This window comes from Nonomuraea sp. NPDC001699 (genome assembly GCF_053596455.1).
On sequence record NZ_JBSFGF010000007.1, the window covers coordinates 222436 to 235093 of the forward strand.

Below are 12658 nucleotides of genomic sequence, written 5' to 3' on the forward strand. Positions count from 1 at the left end.
ACTGATTCTCCGAGGGTGGCTGGGCGCTCGGGTCTACTGATTCTGGGGGCCGGCTGGGTGCTCGGCGCGGACTCGGCCGCGGGGCTTGAGCCGGATGGAGGGGAGCGCCGGGGCGGGGAGCGGGTCGCCGTCGAAGCCCTCGACCGAGCCGAAGCCCTCGCCCTCCATCCACTCCTCGCGGAAGGCGGCGATCTCCTCGTGGGAGCGTCCCACGAAGTTCCACCACATGACGATCTCCTCGCCGAACGGCTCGCCGCCGATCAGCAGCACCCTTCCGCGCCCGGACAGCCGCAGCGTGCCGGGGCCCGGCGGCAGGTAGCGCAGCGCGCCCGGCACGGCCTGCTCGACCTCGCCGTCGAGCAGCAGCAGTCCGTGCTCGAAGCCGGGGTCGAGGGGCACCTCGCCCGTGCCGTCCACCGCGATCTCGGCGCCCACCAGGGGGCTGTGGGCGGTGGCGGGCGAGGTCACGCCGCCGAGCTCGCCCATGATCACAGTGGCCTCGAAGCCGGGGCCGGACAGCACGGGCAGGGTGGCGTGGTGCTCGAAGGCGGGGGCCGTCCGACGGTGGGCGTCGGGCAGGGCCACCCAGAGCTGCACGCCGTGCAGGGTCGTGCCCGGCGACTCCTCCGAGTGCGAGATGCCGCGCCCGGCCGTCATCAGGTTGAGCTGGCCGGGGCGCACCCGGCGCAGGCTGCCCACGCTGTCGCGGTGGAGCACCTCGCCCGCGACCAGCCAGGTCACCGTCTGCAGGCCGGTGTGCGGGTGGGGCGGCACGCGCATCAGCGCCGGTTCGGGGCCGTAGGCGTCGACGAAGCACCAGGCGCCGATCATCCGGCGGTGCACGCCGGGCAGCGTCCTGCTGACCCGCATCGCGCGCGGGCCGCCCAGGGGCACCTCGCGCCCGGTCAGCACCTCGCCGCGGCCGTCGGCTTCGGCGGCGCAGCGGAGTTCCTGGGGGTCGCGTTCCATGTTGCTCACCCCATGACTGTAGGGGGCCGTACGACCCCCTACACGTCCCGGACCGTTACCCCAGGGTCTCCCACCAGCCGTCAACGGCCTGGACGGCGGTCACGTCGACGCCCTCGCCCGGCCGGGGCACCACGATCTCGACGTCTCGTGCCTTCGCCTCCCGCCACAGCCGGTCGACCGGCTCGGCCCACGGGTGCAGCGCCAGCGTGAACGTCGCCCAGTGGACCGGCAGCAGCAGCGAGCCGCCCAGGTCGAGGTGGGCGTTGACCGCCTCCTCCGGGTTCATGTGGATGTCGGGCCAGGCCGGGCTGTAGGCGCCGATCGGCATCAGCGTCAGGTCGAACGGCCCGTGAGCGGCGCCGATGCCCCGGTAGCCCTGGAAGTATCCGGAGTCGCCGGCGTAGAACACCCGCTTGTTCGCCCCGGCCACCACCCACGAGCCCCACAGGGTGTCGTTCCTGGTGAAGGTGCGTCCGGAGAAGTGCCGGGCGGCGGTGGCGACGAAGCGCAGGCCCGCCACCTCGGCCTCCTCGTCCCAGTCGAGCTCGATGATCCGGTACAGCGGCACGCCCCACCGCTCAAGGTGCGCCCCGATGCCCAGCGGGACCAGGAACGGCGCCTTCTGGGTGCGCGTGAGCGAGCGTACGGTGGCCATGTCCAGGTGGTCGTAGTGGTCGTGCGAGATCGCGATCGCATCTACCTGCGGCAGCTCGCCGAGGTCGACCGGCAGCGGGTGGTGCCGCTTGGGGCCGACGAGCTGGGAGGGGGAGACCCGGTTGCTCCACACCGGGTCGAACAGCACCCGCTTGCCCTCGATCTCCACCAGCGTGGAGGCGTGGCCGTACCAGACCGCGCGCAGGCCGTCGGCGGGCGGCGGGCCGGACGGGGGCAGGCGCAGCGGGATGGGCCCGGCCGGATGCCGCTGCTCCTTGTTCCTGCCCAGCTCGGCGAGCAGCCCCACGGGCGGCGTGGTCATCAAGGTGGTCGGCTCGGGCATGGGGTTGACGAAGGTGTCGCCCCTGAACTGCGGCGAGCGCCGCATCCTGCCCGCCCGGTCCGGCCCTGACGTCAAAGGCCGCACACCCAGCTCGGCCGGTATCCCGCGCAACGCCCATCCGGCCGCGGCGGCCACCGCGCCGCCCGCCAGGATCCGCCGTGCGGTCCGCATTCCTGCCATTGCCCACGCTCCCCTGGAGATGATGTCCATCCCGCCCAACCGGACGGGATTCCCCGGTGTTCCCGTTCTACGATATATCGCGATAGTTCAAACCGTCTTGATCGCTCCGCCGTCGATGACGTAGTCGGCGCCGTTCACGCTTCCGGCGTGCGGCGAGGCCAGGTACGTCACCAAGGTGGCGACTTCTTCCGGTTCGACGAACCTACCGGTCGTCATTCCGGTGACCGACGGCAGCCCCGCGAGCAACTGCTCGTGCTCCATGCCGAGCGAGGCGGCCAGGGCGGCGCCGTACCCGTCGGGGGCCTCCCACAGGGCGGTGCGCGCGGCGCCGGGGGAGACGGTGGCGACGCGCACCCCCTGCGGGCCGAACTCCTCGGCCAGGGCCTTGCCGAACGCCGTCAGCGCGGATTTGGCGACGGTGTAGACCATCGGCCCCATGTGCGGCGCGCGGGCGCCGTTGGAGGAGATGTTGATCACAGTGCCGCGCCGGCGCAGCAGGCTGGGCATCGCGGCCCTGGTGGCCCGCACGGCGCTGAGGAAGTTCAGGTCGTAGGCCTGGCGCCAGGCGTCGTCGTCGAAGCCGAGGAAGCCGCCGAGCTGCCCCTGGCCGCTGTCGCCGCCGCCCACGTTGTTGACCAGGAGGTCGATCTCGTCGAGCTCGGCCAGCGCCCGTTCGACCAGCTCGGCCGGGCCCGCCGCGGTGGACAGGTCGGCGGTCACGACGGTCGCGCCGGTGCGCTCCAGCTCGGGGGAGATCGTGCGGGCCGCGGCCACGACCCGCATGCCCTCGGCGCTCAGCGCCTCGACGATCGCCAGCCCCAGCCCCCTGCTCGCCCCGGTGACGACGGCGGTCTTGCCGGTGAGTCGCATGTCCATGAGAAACGCCTTTCTTGCATCAGCGGTGATGCGATGACTTTAGAACTTGCAACACTGATGACGCAACTTCGGCTGGAAGGGGAACTGTCCTGTACCCTCTGAGCTGTGAGTGGGACGACGCGGGCCCTGCGGTCCGACGCGGAGCGGACGGTCAGGACGATCCTGGAGGCCGCCGAACGGGTGCTCAGCAGGAACCCGGCGGCCAGCATGGAGCAGATCGCCGAGGCGGCCGGGGTGGCGCGCACCACCGTCCACCGGCGCTTCGCCTCCAGGGACGCGCTGGTGGAGGCGATGACGGAGTGGGCGACCCGGCAGTTCGCCGCCGCCGTGGACGCCGCCCGTCCCGAGCAGGCGCCGCCGCTGGTGGCGCTCTACCAGGTGACGGCGAACGTGCTGCGGGTGAAGATCGACTGGGGGTTCGCGATGAGCCGCGCGTCGGTGGCCGGAGTGGCGGGGGCGGAGGTGGCCCGGGTGCACTCCGAGGTCGAGGCGAGGTGCGACCAGCTGTTCCGGCAGGCGCGGACCACCGGGGTGCTGCGGGAGGACGTGGAGCCGGAGTGGGCCCGGCGGGTCTACTACGCGCTGATCCACGAGGCGGCGCAGAGCCGGGACGGAGAGCCGGAGGCGCTGGCCGCGCGGCTGGTGGACACCATGCTCCGGGGCCTGGGCCCAGGCCCCGGCCTCCCACCCGCCCCCACCGCGCCCTCTGTTCCCGCGCCCACCCCGACCGCGCCCCCTGCGCCCGACCCCACCGCGCCCGCCCCCTGACTCCGCCCCGACCGCGCCCCCTTCCTCCGCGGTGAGCCCGCCCGGCGGGCCGGGCGGCTCCTGGCCTTTCCGCTGGCGGGAGCTTTGAGCCCGTCCGAGAGTGGCCCGTCGACCCGGTGCTCGTGTCGCCCGCCGTGCTTCGCTCAGGGTTTGCGGGTCAGGGCGTCGCGGCGTTCCTCCGGCCGGCGTTCGGGGTGGGGCCATGGGTTCGGACGGCAGCGGCCCAGCGACTTGGACTGCTGGACCATCACCGGAGCCGGCCGGCCTGGGCCGGGGCAGGCGCGGTGGCCGTGTCCCAGGCTGTGGCCGACCTCGTGGCTGATGACGTAGTCGCGGTAGGCGGCCAGGTCGCCGTCGTACTGGGGGACGCCGTCCGCCCAGCGGACCGCGTTGATGACCGAGCGGGTCCCGTTCCAGCACGACAACGTGCCGCCGGTGCGCAGCGGCAGGCACTGGCGGACGGTCAGCTCCGGGCTGGACAACGCCACCCGGACCCGTACCGGACCGTGGTCGACGCGCTGGAAGCGGGCCCATCCGCGCGGGTCGTTGAGTGTCCGGTGCACGGCCGCCGCGAACACGGCCCCGTCGATCGGCAGGCCGCGTTCGACCTCCACCAGGTAGCGCACCACCTCACCCTCTCCGGGCCGGGCGGCCGCGCCGCCGGGCACCACGGCGTACGAGCCCGAAGCGGCGTACGGCACCTTGACGTGCTCCGCGGGAAGCGGAGTCGGCGCGGGGACGGAGGGACGGGGCGGAGGCGTGACGGACGGCGCGGGAGTGGTCCGCTTCCCAGAGCCCTCGGGCCCGTCCGCTCGTTCCGGGGCGGAGGCGCATCCGGCCGCCAGCAGCACAATGATCAGCAGCGCGAGCAGCGGCAACGCGGCCTCCCCACGAGATCACGATGGGGAGGAATCCACCATATCCGCGCAGTGCCGCATGGATCATGCCGGGGTCCGGCCAACGCCGGCCTACCCGCCTACACCCCCTTCCGGACGCGGCCCAGCCACAAATGGCCTCCCGGCCGTCCTGCATGCGGCGTCCGGCCGGTCACTCGCGGGCGGGTCAGACGGCGGGCGGCGCGTAGGGGGTGAGGTCGATGGGGGACTGTTCGTCGAGGGCCAGCCTGGCCACGAGCTCGCCGGTGAACGGGCCGGCCGTCAGGCCGTACGCGCTCAGGCCCGTCGCCACCACCACCCGGGCGGTGAGCCGGCCGATGAGGGCGGGGCCGGGGGCGTTGACCGGGCGCAGGCCGACCCTGGTCTCCGACACCGTCGCCCCGAACAGGCCGGGCGCCACCCGCAACCCCGCCGCGATCACCTCGTCGAGCCCGCCCATCGTGACCCGCGGCGCGAACCCGACGTCCTCCACGGTCGCGCCGATCACGACCCGCGAGCCGGGGAACCCCAGCAGGTACGGCCCGCTCCTGGGCAGCACGATGGGCCAGAACGCGGTGTCCACGCCGTCGAGCGTGGCGTGCAGGATCTGCCCCCGCCGGGGGAACACCGGGAGCTCCACCCCGAGCGGACGGCACACCTCGCCGGTCCACGCCCCCGCGGCCACGATCACGACGTCCGCCTCCAGCGGGACGCCCTCGTCGGCGGGCGCCCGATCGGCCGCGGGAAACCCGGCGGGCTCGGCCGGACGGGCGGGCCGGACGGGCGCGGCAGGCTGGACGGATTCGGCGGGCGCGGGCGGGATCGGCGCGGGGCCCTCCGGGGAGCCGTCAGGGGGACCGCCGAAGGGGGCGTCGCCCGCCGCTGCGACCGGCCCCTCGGCGGACGCCTCAAGGGGGCTCTCGGTCAGGTCCCCGGTGGAGGACGGCGTGAGAGGGGCGGCCTGCCGCCAGGAGGCGGTCTCGCCGCCCGCCGCCTCGGCACCGGGGCCGGTCCACTGCCGCCCGTCGCCCGCCGGGGGCTCCTCGTCGGCGGCGTGCAGGCGTACCCGCCCGTCGGGGGTGAGGACGGCGTCGCCCCTCAGCACCTCGGCGCCCTGGGCGACGGCGGCGCGCAACAGCGCGTCACGCACGGCGCCGCCGTCCACCCGGGCGGCGCCGGGCACGAGCAGCGCGCTGAGGTCGTCGGACAGCGGCGGGAACAGGTCGGACGGCGTGAGCACGTCGGTGACCTCGCCCATCTCGGGCGCGTCGGCGTAGCGGCGGCGCAGCAGCGCGCGCACCGGTTCGAGGTCGACCGGGTCCTCCGCCACGAGCAGGGCCCCGACCTTGGCGTAGCCGATGTCCTCGCCCAGGGCCTCGACCAGCGCCGGGTAGTGGCGGGCGCCCTCCTTGGTCAGCCGGTACCAGGCGTCGTCCTCCGGATGGTCCACCCAGGGGCACACGATGCCCGCGCCCGCCTGGGTCGCCTGCCCCTGGGAACCGCGGTCCACCACGGTCACGGCCACGCCACGGCCGCTCAGGTAGTAGGCCGCGCTCGCTCCGACGATCCCGCTGCCGATCACCACAACACGCATGGACCCATGATCGCAGGCGTGGGTGACCTCGGACGATGACCGGATCGTGCGCTTACCATCCGGATACTCCCTCACGCCCATCCATGGGGTCAGGGACCCGGCGGCGCGGTCAGCCCACGCCCCACCCGTGCGTCTGCATGAGAACGGACGCCACCCGCGCGAACCGGTCGCCGTCGAGCACCGCGCCCTCGCGGCGGATGTCGGCCTCGTCGAGCACGAAGACCCGGTCGAGCCGCAGGTACGACACCCGCCCGTCGCGGCCCCACGCGCCGACCTCCAGCCAGTCGGGGCCGTCGTCGCCCTTGCTGGACAACATCATGCCGAGCAGCCTGCGCCCGGTACGGCCCACGACCAGCAGCGGCCTGTCCTTGCCCCGCGCCGGATCCTCCTCGTACGGCACCCACGCCCACACGATCTCGCCCGGATCGGCCAGGCCGTCGAGGTCGGGGGAGTAGGCCAGAGTGACGGGCCCGTTGAGCGAGTGGACCTCGCGTACGACGCCCCGGTCGGGCCGGGGGTCCTCACCTAGATCACGCATTGTGGGAGCCTACGGCGGCGGGCCGCCCGAAATCCACCCGGCCTCAGGGAACGGGGGAGGCCAGCAGACGGCGTAAGGCCGCCGGGGTGTGGCCGACGTGGCGGCGAACCGTGCGGGTCAGGTGGGCCTGGTCGGCGAACCCGAGGTCGGCGGCGAGCGCGGCCAGGCCGGTCTCGCCGCTCTCCAGCCGGTCGAGCGCCCGGCTCACGCGCACCCGGTTGCGGTAGTGGGTCAGCGAGACGCCCAGCTCGCGGGTGAAGGCCCGGCTGAGCCGGTAGGGGGAGACGGCCAGGAGCTCCGCCAGCGGCAACAGCCCGGCGGCCGCCGGATGATCGGCCGAGATCGCCTCGCGGGCGGCCTCGGTGATGGCGGCGGGGGAGCGGACAAGGGCACGGACAGGGGAACGGGCGGGGGAGCGGGCAGGGGAGCCGGCAGGGGAGCCGGCAGGGCCGGGGGCGGGCGTGGGCGCGGCGGCCGGGGTGGCGGGCCCGGCCAGCTGGGTGAGGGTGGCGCTGGTCAGCGACAGGAGGGACTCGACCAGCGCGAAGTCGGGATCTCCCGCGCGGGCGGCGGCCAGCAGGCGCCGGTGCGCGAGCTCGAAGCGGGCGTCGACGTAGACGGTCGGGCGGGCGAGCCGGGTGCCGTCGCCCGCCAGCGTGCGCCAGAGCGCGGGGGACAGGGACAGGGAGGTGCAGACGTCGCCGCCCGCCGGGTGGGCGAAGCGCTCCTCCTCGCCGGGCGCGCCCAGGTAGGCCATCGTCGGGTCCACGGCGGCCGGGCGGCCGTCGGCCATGCGGCGGAACGCGCCGCGGTGGACCAGCACCATGCGGTGGGCGCGGCCGACCTCGGGCCGTGACCAGCCTCGGTGGTCGTCGACGCAGGTCACCAGGTCGAGGGTGAAGCCCTTCCCACGGGCCAGCTGTCTGGAGGATCGCACCCGCCGAACGTTACGCGCCGCCTCCGACAATCTCCCCCGCCACGGCCCGGGGCCTGTGGCGCCTGGGGGCATGGCATCGGCGGAGATACGGGGTGGAGGGGTGGAGGCGTGGAGTGGATCGGGCGAGGCAACTCCGGAAAGGGAGGAGGTGTGGTGGGGGGCGGCCGCGTGTGCGGCGGTGGGGGGGCGGGCGGGGTGCAAGGATGTTCAAGACCCGGTGTCGTCGTCACCGGCAAGGTGGGCGACATGACAACGATGATTTCCTCCATAGTCGTCGACTGCGCCGACCCCGTCGCCCTGGCGGCCTTCTACGCCAAGGCGACCGGCTGGCAGGTCGCCGACTCCGACCCCGAGTACGCCACCGTCACCGGCGGCCCCGTGCAGCTGGCCTTCCAGCGGATCGACGGCTACCAGGGACCGGGCTGGCCGAACGACGGCAAGCACCTGCACCTCGACCTCACCGTCCCCGACGTCGCGGAGGCGAAGCGGACGTTGGTCGCCCTGGGCGCCACCCTGCCCGCCCAGCAGCCGGGCGGTGACGAGTGGACGGTGGTGCTCGACCCCGAGGGTCACCCGTTCTGCGTGATGGCCGGCTAGAGCCCGGCGAAGAACGCCCTGACGTCCTCGGCCAGCAGATCGGGGGCCTGGAGGGCGGCGTAGTGACCGCCGCGCGCCGGCTCCGACCAGCGCACCACGTTGTGGGAGCGCTCGGCGTAACGGCGGACCGTGCTGTCGCCCGGGAAGACGGCCACGGCCGTCGGCGTCCTGCCGGGCTCGGCGGGCGGCGCCCAGTCGCCGCCGCTCTCGCGGTACAGGCGCGCCGAGGAGCCGGCGGTGCCGGTCAGCCAGGTGATGGTGACATCGGTCAGGACGTCGTCGGGGGCGACCCCGCCGACGTCCTGGCCCCAGCTCGCGAACGCGTCCAGGTGCCAGGCGAGCTGGCCGGCGGGCGAGTCGGCCAGGGCGTAGGCCAGGGTCTGCGGCCTGGTGCCCTGGACGGCGGCGTAGCCGGAGAACTCGCGGTGCCAGCGCTCGATCCGCCGCGCGCGCTCGGTCTCGGCCTCGGTCAGTCCGGACAGGTCGTCGGAGACGAAGGCCGTGAGCGCGTTCAGGTGCACGCCCACCACCCGGTCGGGGGCCGTCCGGGCCAGCGCGGGGGAGACGAGCGAGCCGAAGTCGCCGCCCTGGAGGCCGTACCGGTCGTAGCCGAGGCGGTCCATGAGCTCGATCCAGGCGGCGGCGACGCGGCGCACGCCCCAGCCGGTCTCGGTGGTGGGGCCGGAGAAGGCGAAGCCGGGCACGGACGGGATGACGAGGTGGAAGTCCCGGGCGAGCGGCTCGGCCACCCGGGAGAAGTCGGCGAACGTGCTGGGCCAGCCGTGCGTCAGCAGCAGCGGCAGCGCGTCCGGGCGCGGCGAGCGTACGTGGGCGAAGTGCACACGCTGGCCGTCGATCTCGGTCGTGTACTGCGGCAGCTCGTTGAGCCGCGCCTCGTGCGCCCGCCAGTCGTAGCCGTCCAGCCAGTACGCGGCCAGCTCGCGCACGGCCTCGGGCGGCACGCCGTAGGACCAGCCGACCCCGTCCAGGGCGTCCGGCCAGCGCGTACGGTCCAGCCGCGCCCGCAGGTCGTCGATCGCGGACTGTGGGACGTCGATGACGAATCGGTTCATGCCACCCACGCTAGGCACCATTGCGGTCAGGAACGGGCCACAATGGACAGCGTGCTCGACACCTCGGCGCGGCTCCTGCGCCTGCTCTCCCTCCTGCAGACCCGGCGCGAGTGGCCCGGCGCGGAGCTGTCGAACCGGCTCGGCGTGGCCCCGCGCACGCTGCGCCGCGACATCGAACGGCTGCGCGGCCTCGGCTACCCGGTGGGCTCCACGCCGGGGGTGGCCGGCGGCTACCGGCTCGGTCCGGGCGCGGAGCTGCCGCCGCTGCTGCTCGACGACGAGGAGGCGGTGGCCGTCGCGGTCGGCCTGCGCACGGCCGCGGGCGGCACGGTGACCGGCATCGAGGAGACCTCGCTGCGCGCCCTGGCCAAGCTCGAACAGGTGCTGCCCGCCCGCCTGCGGCAGCGCGTGAACGCCCTGCAGACGCACACCGTGCGCGTCGGCGGGCAGGGCCCGACGGTCGATCCCGAGCTGCTGATCCGCATCACCGCCGCCTGCCGCGACCGCGAGCAGCTCCGCTTCGACTACACCGACCACGAGGGCGCCGTCACGCTGCGGAAGGCCGAGCCGCACAGCCTGGTCAGCAAGGGCAACCGCTGGTACCTGGTCGGCTGGGACGTCGACCGCCAGGACTGGCGCACGTACCGGGCCGACCGGATCGAGGTGCGCACGCCGAACGGCCCGCGCTTCGCCCCGCGCGAGCCGCCGGAGGCCGACGTCGCCGCCTGGGTGCGGCACCGGCTCGGGCACGAGATGTGGCCGGTCCAGGCCCGTTTCCTCATCCACGCGCCCGCCGCACACCTGGCCGGCCGCGTCGCCGGCCAGGTCGAGCCCGTGGACGAGGCCCGCTGCGTGCTCACCATGCGCGGCGACGACCTGCACCTGATGGCCGTGGCCGTGGCCTTCCTCGACGTCGACTTCGAGGTGCTCGAACCGGCCGAGCTGAAGGAGCGCCTGCGCGCACTGGGACGGCGGCTGCTCTCTTCTAGAATATGATTCGGTGATGGCGACGTCAGCGTTCTTCACGCGCAAGGAGGGCGAGTTCGTGCCCGCCCCGCACGCGCGCAGCCCCTGGTCCCCCGACATGCTCCACGGCCGCCTGCTCGGCGGCCTGGCCGCGAGCGCCCTGGAGGAGCGGCACGCCGAGCCCGGCCTGCACTTCGCCAGGCTGACCGTCGACCTGTTCCGCAACAGCCCGATGCTGCCGGTGACGGTGGAGACCACCCTGGTCAGGGACGGGCGGCGGATCCGGGTCGCCGACGCCGTGCTCTCCACCGCGCAGGGCGTGATCGGCCGGGCCTCGGCCGTGCTGCTCCGGCAGGGCGAGCAGCCCGGCGGCAGACTGCCGCACACGCCCGCCTGGGACGAGCCGCCGCCCGCCGGCGCCCCGGCCGAGGGGCAGGGCTGGAATCCGCCGTTCGACCTGTGGCGGCTGACCGACTGGGGCCAGGGCGGGCGCGACCGGGTGTGGCTGCGGGAGACGCACTCCCTGGTGGACGACGAGCCGCTGACGCCGCTCACCCGCGCCGCCCTGGCCGCCGACTTCGCCAGCCCGCTGGCCAACGTCGGCTCGGCGGGCGTCAGCTTCATCAACGCCGACTACACGCTGACCCTGGCCCGCCTGCCCGAGGGCGAGCTGATCGGCGTCGAGGCCGGCGGCCACCTCAGCGCGGAAGGTGTGGCGACCGGCCAGGTCACCCTGCACGACACGACGGGCCCGATCGGGTTCTGCGTGGTCACGGCGGTCGCCAACCCGGTCGCCCTGACCGGCCGCTGACCTCCCGGCGACCACCCGGCGAACTTCCGGCGAGCTCCCGGCGAACGAGGTCAGGCGGGGCTCTCGGTGCGGTCGCCCGACCAGTCGGTGTGGAAGGCGCCCTCCCGGTCCACCCGGTGGTAGGTGTGCGCGCCGAAGTAGTCGCGCAGTCCCTGCACCAGCGCGGCCGGCAGGCGGTCGCGGCGCAGCCCGTCGTAGTAGGCCAGCGCGGAGGAGAAGCCCGGCGTCGGCACGCCGATCCGCACGGCCGTGGTCACCACGCGCCGCCACGCCTCCTGCGCGGCGTTCAGCGCGGCGGCGAAGGTGGGGTCGGCCAGCAGCGTCGGGAGCTGCCGGTCGGCGTCGTACGCGGTGCGGATGCGGTCGAGGAACTTGGCCCGGATGATGCAGCCGCCGCGCCAGATGGTGGCCATGGCGCCGGGGTCGACGTCCCAGCCGTACTCCTTGGAGGCGGCGGCGATCTGGTCGAAGCCCTGCGCGTAGGCGACGATCTTGGACGCGTACAGGGCCTGGCGGACGTCCTCGATCAGCTCGCGCCCGCCGACGCCGGACAGCTTCGGGCCCTCCAGCGACGCGGCGGCGGCGCGCTGCTCGGGGTGGCCCGACAACGCGCGGGCGAAGACCGCCTCGGCGATGCCGGTCACCGGGACGCCCAGGTCGAGCGCGCTCTGCACGGTCCAGCGGCCGGTGCCCTTCTGCTCGGCCTGGTCCACCACGACGTCCACGAACGGCTTGCCCGTGGCCGCGTCCACCTGCTCCAGCACCTCGGCGGTGATCTCGATCAGGTACGAGTCCAGCTCACCCCGGTTCCACTCCCTGAACACCTCGGCCAGCTCGGCCGGCGTCGCGCCCAGGGCCTGGCGCAGCAGGTCGTAGGACTCGGCGATGAGCTGCATGTCCGAGTACTCGATGCCGTTGTGCACCATCTTCACGAAGTGCCCGGCGCCGTCGGGGCCGACGTGCACCGCACACGGCACCCCGTCCACCTTGGCCGAGATGTCCTGCAGGATCGGGCCCAGCGCCTCCCACGACTCCTTCGAGCCGCCCGGCATGATGCTCGGGCCGAGCAGCGCGCCCTCCTCGCCGCCGGAGATGCCGGTGCCGACGAAATGGATGCCACGCTCGCGCAGCGCCGCCTCACGCCGCCGGGTGTCCTGGAAATGCGCGTTGCCGCCGTCGACGATCATGTCACCCGGCTCCATCAACTCGGCGAGCTGGTCGATCACCGCGTCGGTGCCCGGACCGGCCTTCACCATGATGATCGCCCGCCGCGGCCGCTTCAGCGACGCCACGAACGCGGCCAGCTCCTCGGCCGGCAGGAACGTGCCCTCCCCGCCGAACTCCCTGACCAACTGCTGGGTACGGGCCGTCGTGCGGTTGTGCACGGCGACGGCGTACCCGTGCCTGGCCAGGTTCCTGGCCAGGTTCCGCCCCATGGTGGCCAGGCCGGTGACGCCGATGTCTGCCAAATCCATCT

The 12658-nt window shown here is 74.2% G+C and carries 13 protein-coding genes; 4 read left to right on the forward strand and 9 right to left on the reverse strand.

Going from position 1 to position 12658, the window contains the following annotated elements:
• Positions 1-33 precede the first annotated feature (33 nt).
• The 3 genes from ACWCSU_RS22760 to ACWCSU_RS22770 all read right to left on the reverse strand — a co-directional run bounded on the left by ACWCSU_RS22760 (position 34) and on the right by ACWCSU_RS22770 (position 3022).
• Entirely contained in the window at positions 34-978 is a 945-nt protein-coding gene (locus ACWCSU_RS22760; RefSeq protein WP_449937266.1) for a pirin family protein, read from the reverse strand.
• Between the two features lie 46 nt (positions 979-1024).
• On the reverse strand, positions 1025-2146 hold the full coding sequence (locus ACWCSU_RS22765; RefSeq protein WP_357704680.1) for an MBL fold metallo-hydrolase: 1122 nt from the start codon (positions 2144-2146) through the stop codon (positions 1025-1027).
• Positions 2147-2233: 87 nt separating this feature from the next.
• Positions 2234-3022: an SDR family oxidoreductase gene (locus tag ACWCSU_RS22770; RefSeq protein WP_357704682.1), complete on the reverse strand. Its 789-nt coding sequence runs from the start codon at positions 3020-3022 to the stop codon at positions 2234-2236.
• A gap of 105 nt (positions 3023-3127) precedes the next feature.
• Here ACWCSU_RS22770 and ACWCSU_RS22775 point away from each other — a divergent pair, with 105 nt between their 5' ends.
• A complete protein-coding gene (locus ACWCSU_RS22775) occupies positions 3128-3790 on the forward strand; it encodes a TetR/AcrR family transcriptional regulator (protein ID WP_449937268.1) in 663 nt (220 codons plus the stop codon).
• Between the two features lie 143 nt (positions 3791-3933).
• On the opposite strand, the gene ACWCSU_RS22780 is transcribed toward ACWCSU_RS22775, so the two are convergent.
• From ACWCSU_RS22780 to ACWCSU_RS22795, 4 genes are all read right to left on the reverse strand, one after another.
• Positions 3934-4668 carry a DUF3152 domain-containing protein gene (locus tag ACWCSU_RS22780; RefSeq protein WP_364088232.1) on the reverse strand — a complete coding sequence of 245 codons (735 nt, stop codon included), beginning with the start codon at positions 4666-4668 and terminating at the stop codon, positions 3934-3936.
• Between the two features lie 184 nt (positions 4669-4852).
• Positions 4853-6259: an FAD-dependent oxidoreductase gene (locus tag ACWCSU_RS22785; protein ID WP_449937270.1), complete on the reverse strand. Its 1407-nt coding sequence runs from the start codon at positions 6257-6259 to the stop codon at positions 4853-4855.
• Between the two features lie 109 nt (positions 6260-6368).
• Complete coding sequence (locus ACWCSU_RS22790) at positions 6369-6797, reverse strand: type II toxin-antitoxin system PemK/MazF family toxin (RefSeq protein ID WP_364088237.1); 429 nt, start codon at positions 6795-6797, stop codon at positions 6369-6371.
• A gap of 43 nt (positions 6798-6840) precedes the next feature.
• Positions 6841-7734 carry a helix-turn-helix transcriptional regulator gene (locus ACWCSU_RS22795; protein ID WP_449937272.1) on the reverse strand — a complete coding sequence of 298 codons (894 nt, stop codon included), beginning with the start codon at positions 7732-7734 and terminating at the stop codon, positions 6841-6843.
• Between the two features lie 246 nt (positions 7735-7980).
• Here ACWCSU_RS22795 and ACWCSU_RS22800 point away from each other — a divergent pair, with 246 nt between their 5' ends.
• Positions 7981-8331, forward strand: coding sequence for a VOC family protein (locus tag ACWCSU_RS22800; RefSeq protein WP_449937274.1), 351 nt, complete (start codon positions 7981-7983; stop codon positions 8329-8331).
• Here ACWCSU_RS22800 and ACWCSU_RS22805 read toward each other — a convergent pair.
• Positions 8328-9404, reverse strand: coding sequence for an epoxide hydrolase family protein (locus ACWCSU_RS22805; protein ID WP_449937276.1), 1077 nt, complete (start codon positions 9402-9404; stop codon positions 8328-8330). The two genes, ACWCSU_RS22800 and ACWCSU_RS22805, sit on opposite strands and share 4 nt — an antisense overlap.
• Positions 9405-9455: 51 nt before the next feature.
• On the opposite strand from ACWCSU_RS22805, the gene ACWCSU_RS22810 reads away from it, so the two are divergent.
• Together ACWCSU_RS22810 and ACWCSU_RS22815 are read left to right on the forward strand one after the other, a co-directional pair.
• Positions 9456-10400 (forward strand): helix-turn-helix transcriptional regulator, encoded by a 945-nt coding sequence (locus tag ACWCSU_RS22810; RefSeq protein ID WP_449937279.1) that lies wholly within the window; start codon positions 9456-9458, stop codon positions 10398-10400.
• Positions 10401-10407: 7 nt separating this feature from the next.
• Positions 10408-11181: a thioesterase family protein gene (locus tag ACWCSU_RS22815; RefSeq protein ID WP_449937281.1), complete on the forward strand. Its 774-nt coding sequence runs from the start codon at positions 10408-10410 to the stop codon at positions 11179-11181.
• A 50-nt stretch (positions 11182-11231) separates the two neighbouring features.
• On the opposite strand, the gene gndA is transcribed toward ACWCSU_RS22815, so the two are convergent.
• A complete protein-coding gene (gndA, locus tag ACWCSU_RS22820; protein ID WP_357704700.1) occupies positions 11232-12656 on the reverse strand; it encodes an NADP-dependent phosphogluconate dehydrogenase in 1425 nt (474 codons plus the stop codon).
• Between the last annotated feature and the right edge of the window lie 2 nt (positions 12657-12658).

Excerpts from the sequence above, each read along its gene's own strand:
- ACWCSU_RS22765 (WP_357704680.1), bottom strand. The coding sequence starts at position 2,146 with ATGGCAGGAATGCGGACCGCACGGCGGATCCTGGCGGGCGGCGCGGTG.
- ACWCSU_RS22770 (WP_357704682.1), bottom strand. The coding sequence starts at position 3,022 with ATGGACATGCGACTCACCGGCAAGACCGCCGTCGTCACCGGGGCGAGC.
- ACWCSU_RS22785 (WP_449937270.1), bottom strand. The coding sequence starts at position 6,259 with ATGCGTGTTGTGGTGATCGGCAGCGGGATCGTCGGAGCGAGCGCGGCC.
- ACWCSU_RS22790 (WP_364088237.1), bottom strand. The coding sequence starts at position 6,797 with ATGCGTGATCTAGGTGAGGACCCCCGGCCCGACCGGGGCGTCGTACGC.
- ACWCSU_RS22800 (WP_449937274.1), top strand. The coding sequence starts at position 7,981 with ATGACAACGATGATTTCCTCCATAGTCGTCGACTGCGCCGACCCCGTC.
- ACWCSU_RS22805 (WP_449937276.1), bottom strand. The coding sequence starts at position 9,404 with ATGAACCGATTCGTCATCGACGTCCCACAGTCCGCGATCGACGACCTG.
- ACWCSU_RS22815 (WP_449937281.1), top strand. The coding sequence starts at position 10,408 with ATGGCGACGTCAGCGTTCTTCACGCGCAAGGAGGGCGAGTTCGTGCCC.
- gndA (WP_357704700.1), bottom strand. The coding sequence starts at position 12,656 with ATGGATTTGGCAGACATCGGCGTCACCGGCCTGGCCACCATGGGGCGG.